The organism is Motilibacter peucedani (assembly GCF_003634695.1).
Lineage (GTDB): Bacteria > Actinomycetota > Actinomycetes > Motilibacterales > Motilibacteraceae > Motilibacter > Motilibacter peucedani.
Genome location: NZ_RBWV01000012.1, coordinates 152,587 through 168,813 on the forward strand (window position 1 = coordinate 152,587; position 16,227 = coordinate 168,813).

The 16,227-nt window shown below is 73.2% G+C and carries 16 protein-coding genes and 1 tRNA gene; 12 read left to right on the top strand and 5 right to left on the bottom strand.

The features are described 5' to 3' along the window. Positions 1-2 precede the first annotated feature (2 nt). Entirely contained in the window at positions 3-134 is a 132-nt protein-coding gene (locus CLV35_RS20800) for a hypothetical protein (RefSeq protein ID WP_269203913.1), read from the top strand. A gap of 50 nt (positions 135-184) precedes the next feature. After that, a complete protein-coding gene (locus CLV35_RS11605; protein ID WP_121193658.1) occupies positions 185-1,030 on the top strand; it encodes an alpha/beta fold hydrolase in 846 nt (281 codons plus the stop codon). Positions 1,031-1,045: 15 nt separating this feature from the next. On the opposite strand, the gene CLV35_RS11610 is transcribed toward CLV35_RS11605, so the two are convergent. Then, entirely contained in the window at positions 1,046-2,278 is a 1,233-nt protein-coding gene (locus CLV35_RS11610; RefSeq protein WP_183061938.1) for an EAL and HDOD domain-containing protein, read from the bottom strand. A gap of 129 nt (positions 2,279-2,407) precedes the next feature. Between CLV35_RS11610 and nadD the strand changes: the two genes are divergently transcribed. From nadD to CLV35_RS11630, 4 genes are all read left to right on the top strand, one after another. Further along, the gene (gene nadD, locus CLV35_RS11615; protein ID WP_231121730.1) at positions 2,408-3,010 is read left to right on the top strand and encodes a nicotinate-nucleotide adenylyltransferase; all 603 of its coding nucleotides are present in this window, start codon (positions 2,408-2,410) and stop codon (positions 3,008-3,010) included. A gap of 24 nt (positions 3,011-3,034) precedes the next feature. After that, a complete protein-coding gene (rsfS, locus tag CLV35_RS11620) occupies positions 3,035-3,430 on the top strand; it encodes a ribosome silencing factor (RefSeq protein ID WP_121193660.1) in 396 nt (131 codons plus the stop codon). Beyond that, positions 3,427-4,095 carry a histidine phosphatase family protein gene (locus CLV35_RS11625; protein WP_121193661.1) on the top strand — a complete coding sequence of 223 codons (669 nt, stop codon included), beginning with the start codon at positions 3,427-3,429 and terminating at the stop codon, positions 4,093-4,095. Before rsfS ends, CLV35_RS11625 begins: the two co-directional genes overlap by 4 nt. A 57-nt stretch (positions 4,096-4,152) precedes the next feature. After that, positions 4,153-4,225, top strand: a tRNA-Ala gene (locus tag CLV35_RS11630). 34 nt (positions 4,226-4,259) lie between these two features. On the opposite strand, the gene CLV35_RS11635 is transcribed toward CLV35_RS11630, so the two are convergent. Continuing rightward, the gene (locus CLV35_RS11635) at positions 4,260-4,793 is read right to left on the bottom strand and encodes a hypothetical protein (protein ID WP_121193662.1); all 534 of its coding nucleotides are present in this window, start codon (positions 4,791-4,793) and stop codon (positions 4,260-4,262) included. Between the two features lie 191 nt (positions 4,794-4,984). Between CLV35_RS11635 and CLV35_RS11640 the strand changes: the two genes are divergently transcribed. Then, positions 4,985-5,449 (top strand): hypothetical protein, encoded by a 465-nt coding sequence (locus CLV35_RS11640; RefSeq protein WP_121193663.1) that lies wholly within the window; start codon positions 4,985-4,987, stop codon positions 5,447-5,449. Between the two features lie 3 nt (positions 5,450-5,452). Here CLV35_RS11640 and CLV35_RS11645 read toward each other — a convergent pair whose 3' ends face one another. Beyond that, positions 5,453-6,322, bottom strand: coding sequence for a helix-turn-helix transcriptional regulator (locus CLV35_RS11645; protein WP_121193909.1), 870 nt, complete (start codon positions 6,320-6,322; stop codon positions 5,453-5,455). Between the two features lie 103 nt (positions 6,323-6,425). Between CLV35_RS11645 and CLV35_RS11650 the strand changes: the two genes are divergently transcribed. Both CLV35_RS11650 and CLV35_RS11655 read left to right on the top strand, forming a co-directional pair. Beyond that, positions 6,426-7,862 (top strand): MFS transporter, encoded by a 1,437-nt coding sequence (locus CLV35_RS11650; RefSeq protein ID WP_183061939.1) that lies wholly within the window; start codon positions 6,426-6,428, stop codon positions 7,860-7,862. Between the two features lie 142 nt (positions 7,863-8,004). Further along, a complete protein-coding gene (locus CLV35_RS11655; RefSeq protein ID WP_121193665.1) occupies positions 8,005-11,673 on the top strand; it encodes a TIM-barrel domain-containing protein in 3,669 nt (1,222 codons plus the stop codon). An 87-nt stretch (positions 11,674-11,760) separates the two neighbouring features. Here CLV35_RS11655 and CLV35_RS11660 read toward each other — a convergent pair whose 3' ends face one another. Both CLV35_RS11660 and CLV35_RS11665 read right to left on the bottom strand, forming a co-directional pair. After that, positions 11,761-12,174 carry a PPOX class F420-dependent oxidoreductase gene (locus CLV35_RS11660; RefSeq protein ID WP_121193666.1) on the bottom strand — a complete coding sequence of 138 codons (414 nt, stop codon included), beginning with the start codon at positions 12,172-12,174 and terminating at the stop codon, positions 11,761-11,763. Positions 12,175-12,244: 70 nt separating this feature from the next. Then, a complete protein-coding gene (locus CLV35_RS11665) occupies positions 12,245-12,793 on the bottom strand; it encodes a hypothetical protein (RefSeq protein ID WP_183061940.1) in 549 nt (182 codons plus the stop codon). A 204-nt stretch (positions 12,794-12,997) separates the two neighbouring features. On the opposite strand from CLV35_RS11665, the gene CLV35_RS11670 reads away from it, so the two are divergent. The 3 genes from CLV35_RS11670 (at position 12,998) to CLV35_RS11680 (ending at position 16,215) form a co-directional block, all read left to right on the top strand. Continuing rightward, complete coding sequence (locus tag CLV35_RS11670) at positions 12,998-14,059, top strand: M4 family metallopeptidase (protein ID WP_121193667.1); 1,062 nt, start codon at positions 12,998-13,000, stop codon at positions 14,057-14,059. A gap of 10 nt (positions 14,060-14,069) precedes the next feature. Continuing rightward, a complete protein-coding gene (locus tag CLV35_RS11675; RefSeq protein ID WP_121193668.1) occupies positions 14,070-14,390 on the top strand; it encodes a protealysin inhibitor emfourin in 321 nt (106 codons plus the stop codon). Between the two features lie 424 nt (positions 14,391-14,814). Beyond that, positions 14,815-16,215, top strand: coding sequence for a DUF2254 domain-containing protein (locus CLV35_RS11680; protein WP_121193669.1), 1,401 nt, complete (start codon positions 14,815-14,817; stop codon positions 16,213-16,215). Positions 16,216-16,227: the final 12 nt, after the last annotated feature.

Sequence of the window (16,227 nt, forward strand, 5' to 3'; positions counted from 1 at the left end):
GCATGGCAGGCACGTACTTCGCGGCTGAAGAGGTCAACTCCCTGCCGGCGCCGCCCATCGTGCTGGCCCTGATCGCGTTCGGCATCCTGTGCGCACTGCTGCTCGTGACCTGGAGCTTCAACCGCAACCGCTGACGTCCTCGCGCGGCCGACGAGCTGGTCCCGGTCGTCTCGTCACGACCTGCATGCAGCGTCTGCAGCTGGACGACGTCGAGATCTGCGCCGAGGCGTTCGGCGACCCCGCCCTGCCCACGCTCGTCCTGCTCAGCGGGGCGAGCAGCTCGATGGACGCGTGGCCGCCCGACCTCTGTAGGCAGCTCGCCGCGGCCGGGCGCCACGTCGTGCGCTTCGACCCGCGCGACACCGGCGCGTCGACCACGGGGCCGCCCGGGGAGCCCGACTACGACGGTGCGGCTCTCTCGCGGGACGCCCTGGAGGTGGTGAGGCAGCTCGGTCGCGGGCCCGCGCACCTCGTGGGCGTCTCGATGGGCGGCGGGATCGCGCAGGACCTGGCCCTCCGGCACCCGGAGCTCGTCGCGAGCGTGACGCTGGTCGCCACCACCGCCGTCGGCGGAGTCGACGCGGCCGGCCCGCCGCCGGAGCCGGCGCTGCAGGCGCGCTTCGCCGCCCCGCCGCCGGACCCGGACTGGCACGACCGCGAGGCGGTCGTGGAGCACCTGCTCGAGGGGGCGCGCGCCTACGCCGGCCCGCTGGGGACCGACGAGGACGACGTACGCGCCGGTGCCGTCGCGACGTTCGGGCGCAGTCCCGACATGGCGGCGGCCGGCAACCACTGGCGGGTCTCCGGCACGGGCGACGGGCCGGAGCTGGACGTGCACGACATCCGGGTGCCCACGCTCGTCGTCCACGGGACGCACGACCCGCTGTTCCCGCTGCCGCACGGGCGGTCGCTCGCCGCAGCGGTGCCAGGAGCGCGGCTGCTGGTCCTCGAGGGCATGGGGCACCAGGTGCCGCCGCGCAGCACCTGGCCGGAGTTCGTGCCCGCGGTGCTCGAGGTCACGGGACGCTGAGGGCGTCCCGCGGGCTCAGAGCGAGCCGACCTCGACCTTGACCGGACCGATGACGCTCTCCGTCGTGTCCATGGCCCAGCCCATCGCCCCGAGGTAGCAGCGCGTCACCTCGTCGGCGTCGACGGGCAGCTCGTCCAGGGCGGCGGTCAGGGCGTCGTCGTCCCGGTCCTCGAGGGCCAGCACGGTCCGCAGCACGGTGCCCAGCGGGCCGGTGCGGCGGGTCAGGGCCTCGCGCAGCTCGTCGGAGAGCGGCAGCTTCTCGACGACCAGCTCCATGCGCAGGCCGAGCACCGTGTCGAGGCTGCTGAGCAGGCCGACGATGAAGGCCGACTCGGGCCTCACGTCGCCGCACGACTTCGCGACCAGCTCGCACGTGCGGGCGCGGGTCATGGCCGAGGTGAGCTGCTCGGAGTCGGGCTCGGTCGCGTCGGAGAGCACCATCAGCAGCATCCAGGAGCGCAGCGTCTGCATGCCGAGCATGACCAGCGCGTCGCGGATCGACTCGATGCGGCGCACGGTGCCCGACGAGGCGGCGTTGGCGGCTCGCAGCACCCGGTAGTTGAGGCCGAGGTCGGCGCGCACGACGGTCTCGATCTCCCCGAGGTCGATGTCGGGGTCGGCGAGCCGGCCGAGCAGCTGCAGGCAGGCGAGGTGGGCCGGAGCCACGGTCCGCGCGGTGACGACGTCGGGGCGCAGCAGGAAGTAGCCCTGGAACCAGTCGAAGCCTAGCCGGTGGCACAGGTCCATCTCGGCGGCGGTCTCGATGCGCTCGGCGACCAGGGTGAGGTCGTGGCTGCTGCGCAGGCTGCGCACCCGGCGCTCGAGCTCGGTGGCGTCGCAGCTGGAGATGTCGATCTTCACGACGTCGACCAGGGGCAGCAGCGACCGGCGGTCGGGCTCGTCCTCCCAGTCGTCGAGGGCGAGGCTGTAGCCCTGCTCCTTGAGGTTGCGGGCGCCGTCGAGCACCTCCTGGTCGGTGGGGATCGTCTCGAGCACCTCGAGGATCGCCTTGCCGGGCAGGAAGGGCACCGGCAGCTGGCCGACGACGAACGGGCGGGTGAGGTTGACGAAGGCGAGCCGGCGCCCGACCAGGCGCTCGAGGCCGAACTCCATGAACGTGTTGACGATGACCCGCGTGGTGGCCAGGTCGTCGGTGCGCTCCGCCGAGGTCGCGGTGGGGTGGCCGCGGAACAGCAGCTCGTAGCCCACGACGTCGAGAGCCCGGTCGTAGACGGGCTGTCGTCCCACGTGAACTGCCGGCATCGGTGGCGCTCCCCTCGGTCCACGCACCGGGCGCCCCGGGGGAGTGCCCCCGGACCCGTACGCTGCCTTCCTGATCGGGACGAACGGCCCGGTCCTTGAGCGGAGAGGGCCGACGTGGCACGCATCGGAGTCATGGGTGGCACGTTCGACCCCGTGCACCACGGCCACCTCGTCGCCGCCAGCGAGGTCGCCTCCCGCTTCGAGCTCGACGAGGTCGTCTTCGTGCCCACCGGCGAGCCGTGGCAGAAGCCCGAGCGCGCGGTGACGCCGGCCGAGCACCGCTACCTCATGACGGTGATCGCCACGGCGTCGAACCCCCGCTTCACGGTCAGCCGGGTCGACATCGACCGCGCCGGACCGACCTACACGATCGACACGCTGCGCGACCTGCGCACCCAGCGCGACCCCGGTGACGACTTCTACTTCATCACCGGCGCCGACGCCCTGGCGCAGATCCTGTCGTGGAAGGACGCCGACGAGCTGTTCGCGCTCGCCCACTTCGTCGGCGTGACGCGCCCGGGGCACCACCTCAGCGGCGACGGCCTGCCCGTCGGCCGGGTCAGCCTGCTCGAGGTGCCGGCCCTCGCGATCTCCTCGACCGACTGTCGCGCACGGGTACGCGGTGGTGACCCCGTGTGGTACCTCGTCCCCGACGGGGTGGTGCAGTACATCGCCAAGCACGCGCTCTACGCGGGAAGTGACATGCTGGAGGCCTGAGACGTCCCGAACGTGAGGAGCTCCGTGCCTGCCAGCCCCCGAGCCGTCGAGCTCATCCGCGCCGCCGCGGTCGCCGCTGCCGACAAGCTCGCCGACGAGCTGGTCGCCGTCGACGTCAGCGACCAGCTGGTCATCACCGACGCCTTCCTGCTCTGCTCCGGCACCAACGACCGCCAGGTCGCGGCGATCGTCGACGCCGTGCAGGAGGAGCTCCTGAAGCACGGTGCCAAGCCCGTGCGCCGCGAGGGCGAGCGCGAGGGCCGCTGGGTCCTGCTCGACTACCTCGACGTGATCGTCCACGTGCAGCACGCCGAGGAGCGCGTCTACTACGCGCTCGAGCGGCTCTGGCGCGACTGCCCGCTGATCGAGCTGCCCGAGGAGGCGCGGCAGGGCCGCTCCGGCGTCTCCGCCGGTTCGTGACCACCGTCCCGCGTCCCGGCGGCCGCCGGATCGTGCTCTGGCGCCACGGCCGCACCGAGTGGAACGCCGACGAGCGATTCCAGGGCCAGACCGACGTGCCGCTCGACGGCACCGGCCGCGAGCAGGCCCGCACGGCCGCGCGGCTGCTCACCGGCCTGCGACCGAGCGTGATCGTCTCCTCCGACCTCGTCCGCGCCCGTGACACCGCGGCCGCGCTCGCCGAGCTGACAGGGGTGCCGGTCGACACTGATCCCGGGCTGCGCGAGACCTTCGCCGGCAGCTGGCAGGGGCTGACGGGCGCCGAGATCGCCGCGGTCGACGCGGAGAGCTGGGAGGCCTGGGTCGCCGGCGTGCCGGACGCACGGCCTGGCGGCGGCGAGACCCGCTGGGAGGTCGCAGAGCGCACGTCCGAGGCCCTGCAGAAGGCGCTCGCGCGCGTCGAGCCCGGCGGCACCCTCGTCGCGGTCACCCACGGGGGAGCGGCGCGCACCGCGCTCGCGATGCTGCTCGCCCTGCCGCCCGAGCTGTGGGGCTGCCTCGGCGGGCTGTCGAACTGCTGCTGGTCGGTGCTCCACGAGGACCCGCGGCGCGGGCCGGACGCCTGGCGGCTCGAGGAGCACAACGCGGGCTCCCTGCCGCAGCCGGTGCTCTCCGAGGAGGGCTGAGCGGGGGCGTCGCCCCCGATGCACTATGCTTCTGCGAGTGCCGCGGCGACGCGGTGCGGGGCTGTAGCGCAGCTGGTAGCGCACCTCCATGGCATGGAGGGGGTCAGGGGTTCGAGTCCCCTCAGCTCCACCTGGTTCCCGCCGCTCTGGCGGGTCTTTCCCGCTCACCGAGCGTCCGTGAACTCCGCGAGCAGCGTGCCGGAGCGCTTCACCACCGACTTGGACGTGTGCGACTGCTGCACTCGCAGCAGGGTGACCAGCCGGCGGCCGGAGAACTCGCCCCTGCGCGTGAACTCCGCCAGCGTGTCCAGGGCGTTGGCGGCCACGATCCAGTCGACGTCGGCGGTCGCCACGAGCTGCTCGAGCCACGCGGCCGCCACCGCCCGCTGTGCCGCTGTCAGCCGGACCTGCCGGTAGACCTGCGCCAGGTGCCACTGCAGGGACGCCTGACGGCTCGCGCCCAGGTCGCGCGCCCACCTGTCGACGAACGGCTCGAGCCAGTCGGGGTGCTCCCGGCACACCTTCTCCAGGGCGTCGGCCGCGCGCATCCGCAGCCAGGCGTCCTGCTCGAACAGGCAGTCGTAGAGCTCCTCGAGCCGGGACCTGTCCGCGAGCACCGCGCGGACGACCTCAGCCGTCCTGCCGAGCGAGTTCGTCCTGCCCCCGACCGCGAGCATCGTGCGGAACGGCTCGTGCACCCGCTCACCGTACGTCCAGACCCGTGCGCGGCCCTGGGCGATCCGCGGCGGCCGGCTGCACGGACGGGCGGGCCTGCAGCAGGCTCTTGACGGCCCCGGCGCGGGGGAGCATGTTGATCATCACGCACCCGGGCCGCGCGCTGCTCCCGCAGCGCCGGTCGCTCCGGGAGCCGGACCGAGGGGGATCCGCTGTGCGCAAGTCTGTGCTGTCCACCGTCCTTGCTGCTGTCCTCGTGCTCGCCATGGCCGGGCCCGCGAGCGCCTCGCCGCACGCGCCGACCCTGCACCTGAAGGGCAAGACGAGCGCGATCTACGGCTTCGACGGCAGCGTCGAAGGCACCGGACCGGTGCTGCCGGCCGCGAACGTCGTCGCCGAGGTGAAGAACTGCCCGCAGGGCGACTGGATGCTCGACGCGACGCTGGTGCAGGACGGCGTCTCCTACTCGTGGGCGACCACAGCACTGGGCGCCGGCTACGGCGAGTGCGGGGTCGACGAGGCGCCCTTCACCGTCGCCATGGGGTTCTACGGCACCGCACTGCACTCGGGACGCGCGACCGCGCACTTCGCCATCTACCACTACGTCTGCAGCGAGGGGATCTGCAGCCCGGAGGCGACCACCACCATGGAGGACACCCGGGTCGTCCGGATCCCCTGACGGCTAGCCGGTCGGGTCGTCGAGCCGGCGCAGCCCGTCGCGGGTCGCGTCGTCGGTCGCCGCGTAGGCGACGACGCGGCAGCCGGGCATCTCGACGACCGCGAGGCTCGTCGTCACGAAGCTGAGCAGGCCGACCTGCGGGTGCACGAACCGCTTCTCGCGCATGCCCGGGCTGGCGACCTCGTGGCGCTGCCACAGCCGCGCGAACTCGGCGCTGCGCCCGCAGAGCTCGGCGACGAAGCGGTCCCAGGTCGGGTCGCCCAGGTTCTCGACGTACGCGCCGCGCAGCGTCGCGACCATGCGGGCCGACTCGTCGTCCCAGCCGAGGAAGCGCGAACGGATCTCGGGCTCGGTGAAGCAGCACCACATCACGTTGTAGTGGTCGCTGGCCACCGTGTGGAAGCGGCGGAACAGCCTGTCGTAGGCCGCGTTGGTCAGCAGGATGTCGTAGCGCGAGTTGAGCAGCGCCGCCGGCATCTCGCCCAGCGCCGCCACGACCTGGGCGACGTGCGGTGAGACGCGCGGGCGGCGCTCGGAGCGCGGCGCCGCGCTGGGCAGCCCGGCGAGGCGGTAGAGGTGGGCGTGCTCGGTCGTGTCGAGCTGCAGCACGCGCGCCACCGCGTCGAGCACCTGGGTGCTCGCGTTGATGGGTCGGCTCTGCTCGAGCCAGGTGTACCAGGTGACGCCCACGCCCGCGAGCTGCGCGACCTCCTCGCGGCGGAGTCCGGGCGTGCGTCTCCGGTTGCCCTGGGGGAGCCCCACCTCGAGCGGCGAGACGCGCGAGCGGCACGCCCGCAGGAAGCTCGCGAGCTCGCTGCGCCGCTGCCCGGCGACCGGCGGCGCAGTGGCGGGAGCGACGGCCAGTGCGGTCATGCGTACCAGCATGGACCGGCCTCGCTGGCGGTGCCAGCTGCTGCCACTACCAGGATCCGCAGGCTCCTGGCACCAGGCTGCGGGGCGGGTGACGGTGGGCGCCATGACCACCCTCTCCACCTCCACCCGCCGACCGGACGCGGCGCCGGAGCGCGCTGCGTCCTCCGGCCTCGTCCTCGGCCTGCTCGTCACCGGCCTGTTCATGGCGCTGCTCGACGCGACCATCGTCAACGTCGCGCTGCCCGACATCCAGCGCGACCTGCACGCCTCAGGCGCCTCGCTCGAGCTCGTGGTGAGCGGCTACACCGTCGCCTACGCCATGCTGCTCGTCACGGGCGCCCGGCTCGGCGACCTGCTGGGAGCGCGCCGGATGTTCCTCACCGGACTGGCGCTCTTCACGGCCGCCTCCCTGCTCTGCGGGCTGGCACCGGGCTCCACCACGCTCGTCCTCGCCCGCTTCCTGCAGGGCGGCGGCGCGGCGGCGATGGTGCCGCAGATCCTCTCGGTCATCCAGCAGCGCTTCGAGGGGCCGGCGCGGGTGCGCGCGATCAGCACCTACGGCGCCGTCATCGCCGCCGGAGCGGTGTGCGGCCAGGTGCTCGGCGGGCTGCTCGTGAGCGCCGACCTGCTGGGCACGGGCTGGCGGCCGGCGTTCCTCGTCAACGTGCCCGTCGGGATCGTGCTCGGCGTCCTCGTGCCGCGCTACGTGCCGGCCGACGTCGTGAAGCCGGGCCGCCGGCTCGACCTGCCGGGGCTCCTCACCGCGAGCGCCGGCGTCCTGCTCGTCGTGCTCCCGCTCGTGCTCGGCCGTCAGGAGGGCTGGCCGGCGTGGACCTGGGTCTCGCTCGTCGCAGGAGCGGTCACGCTGGCGGGGTTCGTGGCGGTCGAGCGCCGGGTAGCCGCGCGCGGCGGCGACCCGCTGCTCGACCTCCAGGTGGTGCGCGCGCGGGGCCTCGCCGGCGGGGTCGCCGCGCTCGCGGCAGGGATGCTGGCGTACGGCGCCTTCCTGTTCGCGACGACGCTGCACCTGCAGGGCGGCCTGGGCGACAGCCCGCTGCGCTCCGGGCTCACCTTCGCCCCTGCGGCGCTCGCCTTCGGCGCGTCCGGCTACTGGTGGCGGCGGACGCCGACCTCGTGGCACCCGTGGCTCGCGGTGGTCGGGCTGCCGGTCTCCGCCATCGGCTACCTCTTGCTGGCGCTCGCCCTGCGCGGCGGCGGCCAGGACCCGTGGCTGCTCGTGCCGGTGCTCGCCCTCACGGGGGTCGGCATGGGCCTCGCCTTCAGCCCGCTGCTCACCCTGAGCCTCGTCGCCGTGCCGCCGGCGCGGGCGGCCGACGCGAGCGGCCTGCTGACCACCGTCTTCCAGCTCTCGATGGTGCTCGGCGTGACCCTGCTGGGCGGTCGCTACCTCGACCGCGCGCCGTCGGGGTCCGCGCACGCTCTGAGCGCCGTGCTCGTCGTCGTCGCTGCGGTGTCGCTGCTCGGGACGGCCGGTGCGTACGCAGTGGCTCGTGTGGTCCGCGCCGCGCGGTCGGCGTGACCGCGTACGCGGACGACAGGTCTGCAACGTTTACCGCGGCACTGTTGACAGGCGCCTGCGGCGGGCCGGAGAGTGGCCCGGCGTGTGATTGCTCAGACACACGGACACCCGGCAAGGCACGGCAACAGAGAGGTCGTCGTAGATGCTCTACCCCCGGAACCCGCGCCACCGGCGCAGGGTGACGCTGCTCGCCACAGCAGCCGCCGCCTCCGCGGCACTCGTGGCACTCCCCTCCGCGGCCGACGCCGCACCCGTCCCGGCCGCAGCGAAGTCGGCCGTCGTCTCCGGGCAGGCCCGGTTCGAGGTGCTGTCGCCGACGCTGGTGCGCACCGAGTACGCCGGTGACTCGCGCTTCGTCGACGCGGCGACCTTCAACGCCATCGGCCGTGATGCGTTCGCCAAGACCTCGTTCACCACGACCCAGCGCGACGGGTGGCTGCAGATCGACACCGCGGCGATGTCGCTGCGCTACCGGGTCGGCTCGGGCAGCTTCTCCTCCGACAACCTGGTCGTCCGGCTGAAGGCCGGGGCGCAGGACGTCGAGGGCCGCCCCTGGGTCGTCAGCGACGTGGCGCCCTGCGCCGCCGGCGCGCTGTGCGAGGCCGAGGACCTCACCCTCAACGGGGTCGGCGTCGCCACGGACCACGGCGGCTTCACCGGCAGCGGGTTCGCGGCCGGCTTCGAGGGCACCGGCAACAGCCTGTCGTTCACCGTCGACGCGGCGGCGGCCGCGACGTACTCGCTCGACCTGCGCTACGCCGACGGCTTGGCCGAGGCGCGCACCCTGAGCCTCAGCGTCGACGGCGGCGCCGCCCGCCAGGTGACGCTGCCCTCGACGGGCAGCTGGGACACCTGGTCGGTGCTGCCGCTCGACCTCGCGCTGACGGCCGGCCACCACACGGTGGCCCTGACGCGCGGGGCGGCCGACACTGGCCAGCTCAACATCGACAGCCTCGCCGTCCTCCCGCAGGGTGCGACCTACCCGGAGCCCCAGGCGGTCTGCGCGTGGGCCAGCCTGTGCGAGGCAGAGGCGCTCGGCCTGCACGGCCGCATGCACCTGGCCACCGACCACGGCGGCTACACCGGCAAGGGCTTCGCTGCCGGCTTCGAGGGCGTCGGCGACGACATCACCTTCACCGTGACCGCGCCGTCAGCGGGCGACTACGAGCTGACCGCGCGCTACGCGAACGGCTTCGGCACCCCGGGCGACGTCTCACTCGCCGTCGACGGCGGGGCCACCACCAGGCTCGCGCTGCCGCCGAGCGGCAGCTGGGACACCTGGGCGCTCGCGACGGCTTCCCTGCACCTGAGCGCCGGCGCGAACCGCGTGCACGTCGTTCGGCAGGCCTCCGACCCGGGCAACGTCAACATCGACAGCCTGGCCGTCGGCCCGGTCGGCACCGGTCTGCCGGCGCCGCGGGCGACGAACGGCGTCGACTGCAGCTTCGGCGCCACCTGCGAGGCGGAGTCGGTCGGCCTGGCCGGCGGCGCCCGCGTGGCGAAGGACCACAACGGCTGGTCCGGCAAGGGCTTCGTCTCGGGTCTCGACGCCCGCGGGGCGGCCACGACGGTCCACGTCGTCGGAGTCCCCAGGGCCGGAACCTACGCGCTGCAGTTGCGCTACGCGGCGAACGCCGGTGCCACGAGCGCCTCGGTCGTCGCGCCGGGCGGTACGAGCTCGACGCTCGCCCTGCCCGCCACCAGCAGCTGGGACAGCTGGCGCACGGTCAGCACGCCGGTGACCCTGCCGGCAGGCGCGTCCGACGTCGCGCTCGCGTGCCCGGCCGACGGCGGGTGCCTCGCCAACATCGACACCGTCGCGGTCGTGGCCCAGGGCTCGCCGCTGCTCGCGCCGCACGCGCCGCTCGGCGGCTACCGCCGCGGGCTCGACGGCTTCAACGGCGACTCGACCCACGGCAACCCGACGCTGAGCCCCGGCATCCTCTACCAGGACGGCTGGTCGCTGCTCGACGACACGACCTCGGCGGTCTACGACACCGCGAGCCGCAAGGTCACCCAGCGCTCGGCGCACGCCGGCGGCTACCAGGACGGCTACGTCTTCGGCTACGGCCAGCAGTACACGAAGGCGCTCGGCGACCTCGCGACCCTGACCGGCCCGTCGAAGCTGCTGCCGCGCTGGACCTACGGCGTCTGGTTCTCCGAGTACCTCGACCGCACGGCAGCCGACTACCAGTCGCTGGTGCAGAAGTTCCGCAGCGAGAGCGTGCCCCTCGACGTGCTCGTCGTCGACACTGACTTCAAGGCGCTCAACGACTGGGACGGCTGGGAGATCGACAGGTCGAAGTTCCCGGACCCTGAGGCGTTCTTCGCGTGGGCGAAGTCGCAGGGGCTGAAGACCACGCTCAACGTCCACCCGGAGATCGCCGAGACCGACCCCCAGTTCCCGGCGGCCATGGCGACGGCGAAGGGCAAGCTCGCCCGGCAGACCTCCTGCAACGGCGGCGCCCCGGTCTGCTACACCTTCGACTTCGGCGACCCCGACCAGCTGAAGGCGTTCTTCGGCCTGCACGACCAGATGAACTCGCAGGGCACCGACTTCTGGTGGCTCGACTGGTGCTGCGACCCCAGCGAGAGCAACCTCGCCGGCGTCACGGGCGACGCGTGGATCAACCAGCAGTACGCCGACTACACCGCGCCGCACGTCGGCCGCGGGTTCGCGTTCTCGCGGGCGTTCGGGTCCCTGCAGGCCGGCGGCTACGGCAACCCGCAGCCGGTCCCGACCGGGCCGTGGGCCGACAAGCGCACGACCCTGCCGTTCACGGGTGACACCACCTCCACGTGGGGGACCCTCGCGGCAGAGGTCGGCTTCACCTCCGGCGAGTCGGCTTCGACCGGCCTGTCGCCGGTGAGCCACGACATCGGCGGCCACAACGGCGGGCAGTACGGCATCCCGGGCTCCGACGTCGTCGACGGCTCGCGCACCGACAAGCTGCCCGACGACCTGTACGCACGCTGGGTGCAGTTCGGCACGTTCCAGCCGATCGACCGGCTGCACAGCAACCACGGCGACCGGCTGCCCTGGCAGTACCCCGGCGCCGCTGGTGCGTCGGCGAACGAGTTCCTGAACCTGCGTGAGGCGCTGGTGCCCTACACCTACACGCTCGCGCAGCAGGCGGAGGCGACCGGCGTGCCGGTCGTGCGACCGACCTACCTCGACCACCCGGGCGAGCAGGAGGCGTACGCGACCGCCGGCAGCGAGTACCTCTACGGTCCCGACGTCCTCGTCGCCCCGGTCACCACGCCCGGGACCACGGCGACGACGCGCGTGTGGTTCCCGAGCGGCAGCTCGTGGACCGACTGGTTCACCGGCAAGACCTACGCCGGGGGCACCAGCGCCGACGTCACGACCGGGCTCGACACGATGCCCGTGTTCGTGAAGGCCGGCGGGATCGTGGCGACCCGCACGGGCAGCGTGACCAACGACCTCCAGAACCCGCTGACCGCCGTGACCCTCACGGTGGCGCCGGGTGCGAAGGCGACGACCACGCTGTTCGAGGACGACGGCACGACCAACGACCGCAAGCAGAGCTCGACCACCGAGTTCCGCTACTCCGAGAGCGCCCACCACGGCACTCTGCAGGTGCGGCCGGTCGACGGCAGCTTCCCCGGCCAGGTCACCAGCCGGGCCTGGACCGTGCGCTTCCTCGACGCCGACAAGCCGGCGTCGGTCACCGTCGACGGCGTTGCGGTCCCCGCGTCGGCGTGGACGTGGGACGCGCAGACCCGCGCGCTCACCGTCACCACGGCGGCGCGGCCGACCAGCTCGCGGCTCGACGTGAGCTACCGCTAGTCCCGCTCGGCCACGACGGCGCCGGCACCCCTCGTGGGTGCCGGCGCCGTCGTGCGTGCGGGGGAGGGCTCGTCCGGCAGTGGACCCTCAGGCGCGGGGCGTCAGCCGGATGACGACCCACTCCTCGGGCGGCTTGCGGCGCAGGCGCTGCACGGTGTGCTCGATGACGAAGAAGAGGCGGAGCTGCACGCCGTACTTCGCTCTGAGCAGGCCGAAGCGCTGGTGCTCCGCCTCGACGCTGCCCAGCACCTCGGCGCTCGCGTCGAAGCGCGGGGCGCCCGGCGCCACCTTCCCCGAGGCGCTGCACGCGGCGACCCTCACGTGCGGGTCGTTGCGGATCCGCTTGGCCTTGCCGCTGCCGAGCGTGGTCATGACGACCAAGGCGTCACCGTCGCGGGCGACCCACACCGGCGTCGAGACCGCCTCGCCGGATCGGCGGAAGGTCGTCAGCGAGATGTAGCGCGAGGCGCCCAGGTCGAGCAGCCCGGCCGGTGTCTCCACGGGTCCTCCTCCAGTGCAGGGAGGGCCAGTCAACCCGAGCCGAGAGCTGCGGTCCACGCCCCGCGCCGCGTCACCCCTCGGGCGGCCGTCTCGGCCGGGTCGGCCGGGTGGTGCGGGCGCGGCTGCGCAAGGCGCCGAGCACCAGCCGCACGATGTGGTTCCAGAAGTGCACCGCGGTCAGGTAGGTCCCCAGGACGCCGATCACACCGAGCGCGACGTCGACGCTGACGCGTCCCTGGCGGCTCCAGTAGACGTCGCTGAGGTTGAGCAGCAGCGCGTACTCGTCGATCACCAGCGCGCAGCCGACGCCGTAGGCCGCGCCGAGCCAGGTGTTGTAGTGCGGGGTGTCGACGATGAGCGACACCAGCTCGACCCCCATGAGCACGCCGATGCCCCAGACGTAGTGGTGCAGGTGCGCGCCGCCGACGGCGACGTCGCCGAAGGGCCCGACGTGCTCGTGGATCGCGAAGTTCAGCAGCCGCAGGAGCCCGAACGTCGCCGAGAAGGTCACCCACGCCGCCAGCAGCGAGCGCCGCGTGCGGTCGACCTCCTGGGCGTAGGCCGCCGACACCTGGCGCGGCAGACCGGTCGCCTCGGCCGGCTCGAGGTGCGCACCCACGGGCCCGACGCTAGAGGACGTCGGAGCCGCGACGGCTGTCGGCTGCGGACACTGCCGACTGTGGACACTGTCGGCTGTGGACACTGCCGACTGTGGACACTGTCGGCTGTGGACCGGTCGGCTGTGGACACTGTCGGACCCGACCGGTAGAACGGCAGTGCCTGCGGACGACCGTCGCAGGGACGCTCGACCGCGGAGGACCGTATGGGCCACCGGACCACCGGGACCTCCACCCGAGGTGCCTGCCAGGGCATCGTCCCTCCCTACCTGCTGGAAGCCCTGGCCCGCAGCGGGTCCCTCGACCCCGAGCGCGTCGACCGCACGCTGCAGGTCGACGCCCGCAACCGGGCGCGGCGGGCCGCGGCGCTCGCGGCCGCACCCTCCCGGCCGTCGCCGCGGGCGGCGCGCGCCGCCGAGGCACGGCCGCAGCGCACGGTCCTCGACGCCAGCTCGGGCGAGCCGCAGCCGGCGCGCGCCGAGGGCGACCCCCCGGTCGGCGACGCCACCGTCAACCGGGCCTACGACGGGCTGGGCGAGACCTTCGCCTTCTACCGCGACGTCTTCGAGCGCGACTCCCTCGACGGCGCCGGCCTGCCGCTGCGCGCGCAGGTGCACGTCGGACGCCGCTGGGACAACGCCGAGTGGGACGGCGAGCAGATGCTGTTCGGCGACGGTGACGGCGAGGTCTTCGGCGACTTCACCGCCTCGCTCGACGTCATCGGCCACGAGCTGACCCACGGCGTGACCCAGTACGAGTCGCAGTTCGTCTACCAGGACCAGTCCGGCGCCCTCAACGAGTCGATGTCCGACGTGTTCGGCTCGATGGTGCGGCAGTACTCCGCGGGCCAGACCGTCGAGCGGGCCGACTGGCTGATCGGTGCCGAGCTGCTCCTCCCGGGCGTGCACGGCGTGGCGCTGCGCTCGATGAAGGCGCCCGGCACCGCCTACGACGACCCGCGGCTGGGCGGCAAGGACCCCCAGCCGGCGCACATGCGCGACTACGTGCGCACCGCCGACGACGAGGGCGGGGTCCACCTCAACTCCGGCATCCCCAACCTCGCCTTCTACCTCGCGGCGAGCGCCCTGGGCGGGCACAGCTGGGAGGGCGCCGGCCGGGTCTGGTACGCCGCGCTGACCGACCCTGCCACCTCGTCCACCTCCACCTTCGCCCAGTTCGCCGCCGCCACCGTGCGGCTGGCCGGCGAGGCGGCCGACGCCGTCGGCTCGGCGTGGACGAAGGTCGGCGTCACGCCGGCCGCGACGTGACGGAGGGGTCGTGGACGAGGAGGCGTTCGGGGCGCTGTCGGTGACGGTGCGCCGCAGCGGCGGGTTCGCGGGCGTCACCCGCGCCTGGGCGCTGAGCCTGGCCGACGCCGACGACGAGGTGGCCGGCCGGCTGCGGTCGCTGGCCTCCAGCGCGGCGGGTGCGCCCGCCGCGGCCCCGGCGCCCGGGCCCGCCGACGGCTTCTCCTACGAGGTGCTGCTCGAGTCCGAGGGCGGATCGTCGGCCCTGCGGGGGAGCGAGCGGACGCTGCCGCCCCCGCTGGCCGAGCTGGTCGAGCTGGTGCGCGCGCACGGGTCGCCGGTCCAGCCCTGACGGTTCGGCCTTGAGCCAGCCGGGGCTCCTCGTGATCCGCAGAGGTACTCGGCGCCCTCTCTCGATGCAACTGGCGGCAACGCGGACCTTCGAGACGCCAGGCTCGGCCGTGGCCGAGGGGCTGGCCAGCCCATGGCTGTCGGCCCCTCGCTGGTGGTCGTCAGCCTCACACTGTGCAGCCGTACCACTCCCGCGGTCAGCGGCGCAGTGAAAGCTCTGAGAGGCACGTCGAGCAGGACGAGCTCGCTGCTTGCGGCAGCAACTGGGCGCGGGCGACCATCAGAGAATGATCGGGCGGCAACGCCACACCACCCCTGACGAGGACGCCGGAGCCGCTGGTCGGGCGGAGGAGTGTCCTTGACTCGACAGCGGCGTGGGAGGGTGGTGCACGGCCGTGCCTCTAGGGACGGCCGCACCTGAGGAGATGGACGTGACGCCGTTGACGGCCTTGACCGCGCGCCTGGGCGGGCTCCGGGAGGCGGTGCGCACGCAGCTGTGGCCGTTGCCCGCGTTGGGTGTGTTGCTGGCCGTTGGCCTCGGCGTGGCGCTCCCGCGGCTGGACGCTCGCCTCGACGACGACCTGCCGTCGGTGGTCACAGCTTACCTCTTCGGAGGCGGTCCGGGGGCGGCGCGCACGGTGCTGGATGCGATCGCCAGCTCGCTGATCACGGTGACGTCACTGACCTTCTCGCTCACGGTGGTGACGCTGCAGCTGGCGAGCAGTCAGTTCTCACCTCGCCTGCTGCGCACGTTCATGCGTGACCGGTTCGTCCACGTGACGCTGGCGCTGTTCCTGGCGACGTTCACCTTCGCTCTTACGGCGTTGCGGACGGTGCGCTCGCCCGAGGAGGGCGCAGTGTTCGTGCCGCAGCTGTCGGTCACCTTGGCGTTTCTGCTCACCCTGGCGAGCGTCGTCGGCCTGGTGCTGTTCCTCGCACACCTAGCCACAGAGATCCGGGTGGAGACGATGCTGCGCAACGTGCACTCCGACGCCAGCGCCACGCTGGGGCGGGTGCTCGGGTCCCCGACCACAGGGGGCTCGGAAGACTCCCAGGACCAGTGGGTGCAGCCCACAGGCGCGTCGCTCTCGGTGACCGCCCGGTCCTCTGGGTTCCTCGTCCGGGTTGACGAGCAGGCTGTGCTGGCCGCAGCGGTGCACGCCGAGGTCGTGGTGGTGCTCGAGCGCACCCCGGGCAGCTGGCTCGTGGCGGGCACCCCCGTCGCCGACGCTTGGCCGTGTGCGGGGACTTCAAGCGGTCCGGCGCGCTCCAGCCGCCCGGACGACGACGAGAAGCTGGCCAACCGCCTGGCCGACGCCCTGTCCACCGGGCCGGAGCGGACGTCCGAGCAGGACATTGGCTACGGCCTGCGGCAGCTCGCCGACGTGACCGCCAAGGCCTTGTCGCCGGGGACGAACGACCCGACGACGGCCGTCCACACGCTGGGTCACACCTCTGCGTTGCTGTGCGAGATGACGGCATACGACCTCAGACCGCATCTGCTGCGTGATGAGCAGGGCAGGGTGCGTGTGGTTGTCCGGCGACCGTCGTTCGTCGACCTGCTTGACCTTGCGGTCACACAGCCCCGCCGCTACGGCGCGGGTGACCCGTTCGTCGTCGCCCGGCTGTTCGCGCTGCTGCAGGAGGTGGCCTGGTCGGCGCGCGAGCCCGAGCAGCGGACCGCCGTCCGCGAGCAACTCGCACGGTTGCGTGCCACCACAGATGGCCAGGATTTCGATGCGTCTGAGCAGGGGCAGCTCGCACTGCTGGCCGAGCAGGTGGACTACGCGTTGGGCGGGCGCTGGGAAACCGCCGGCGGCTTGTGAACCGACCGGTCG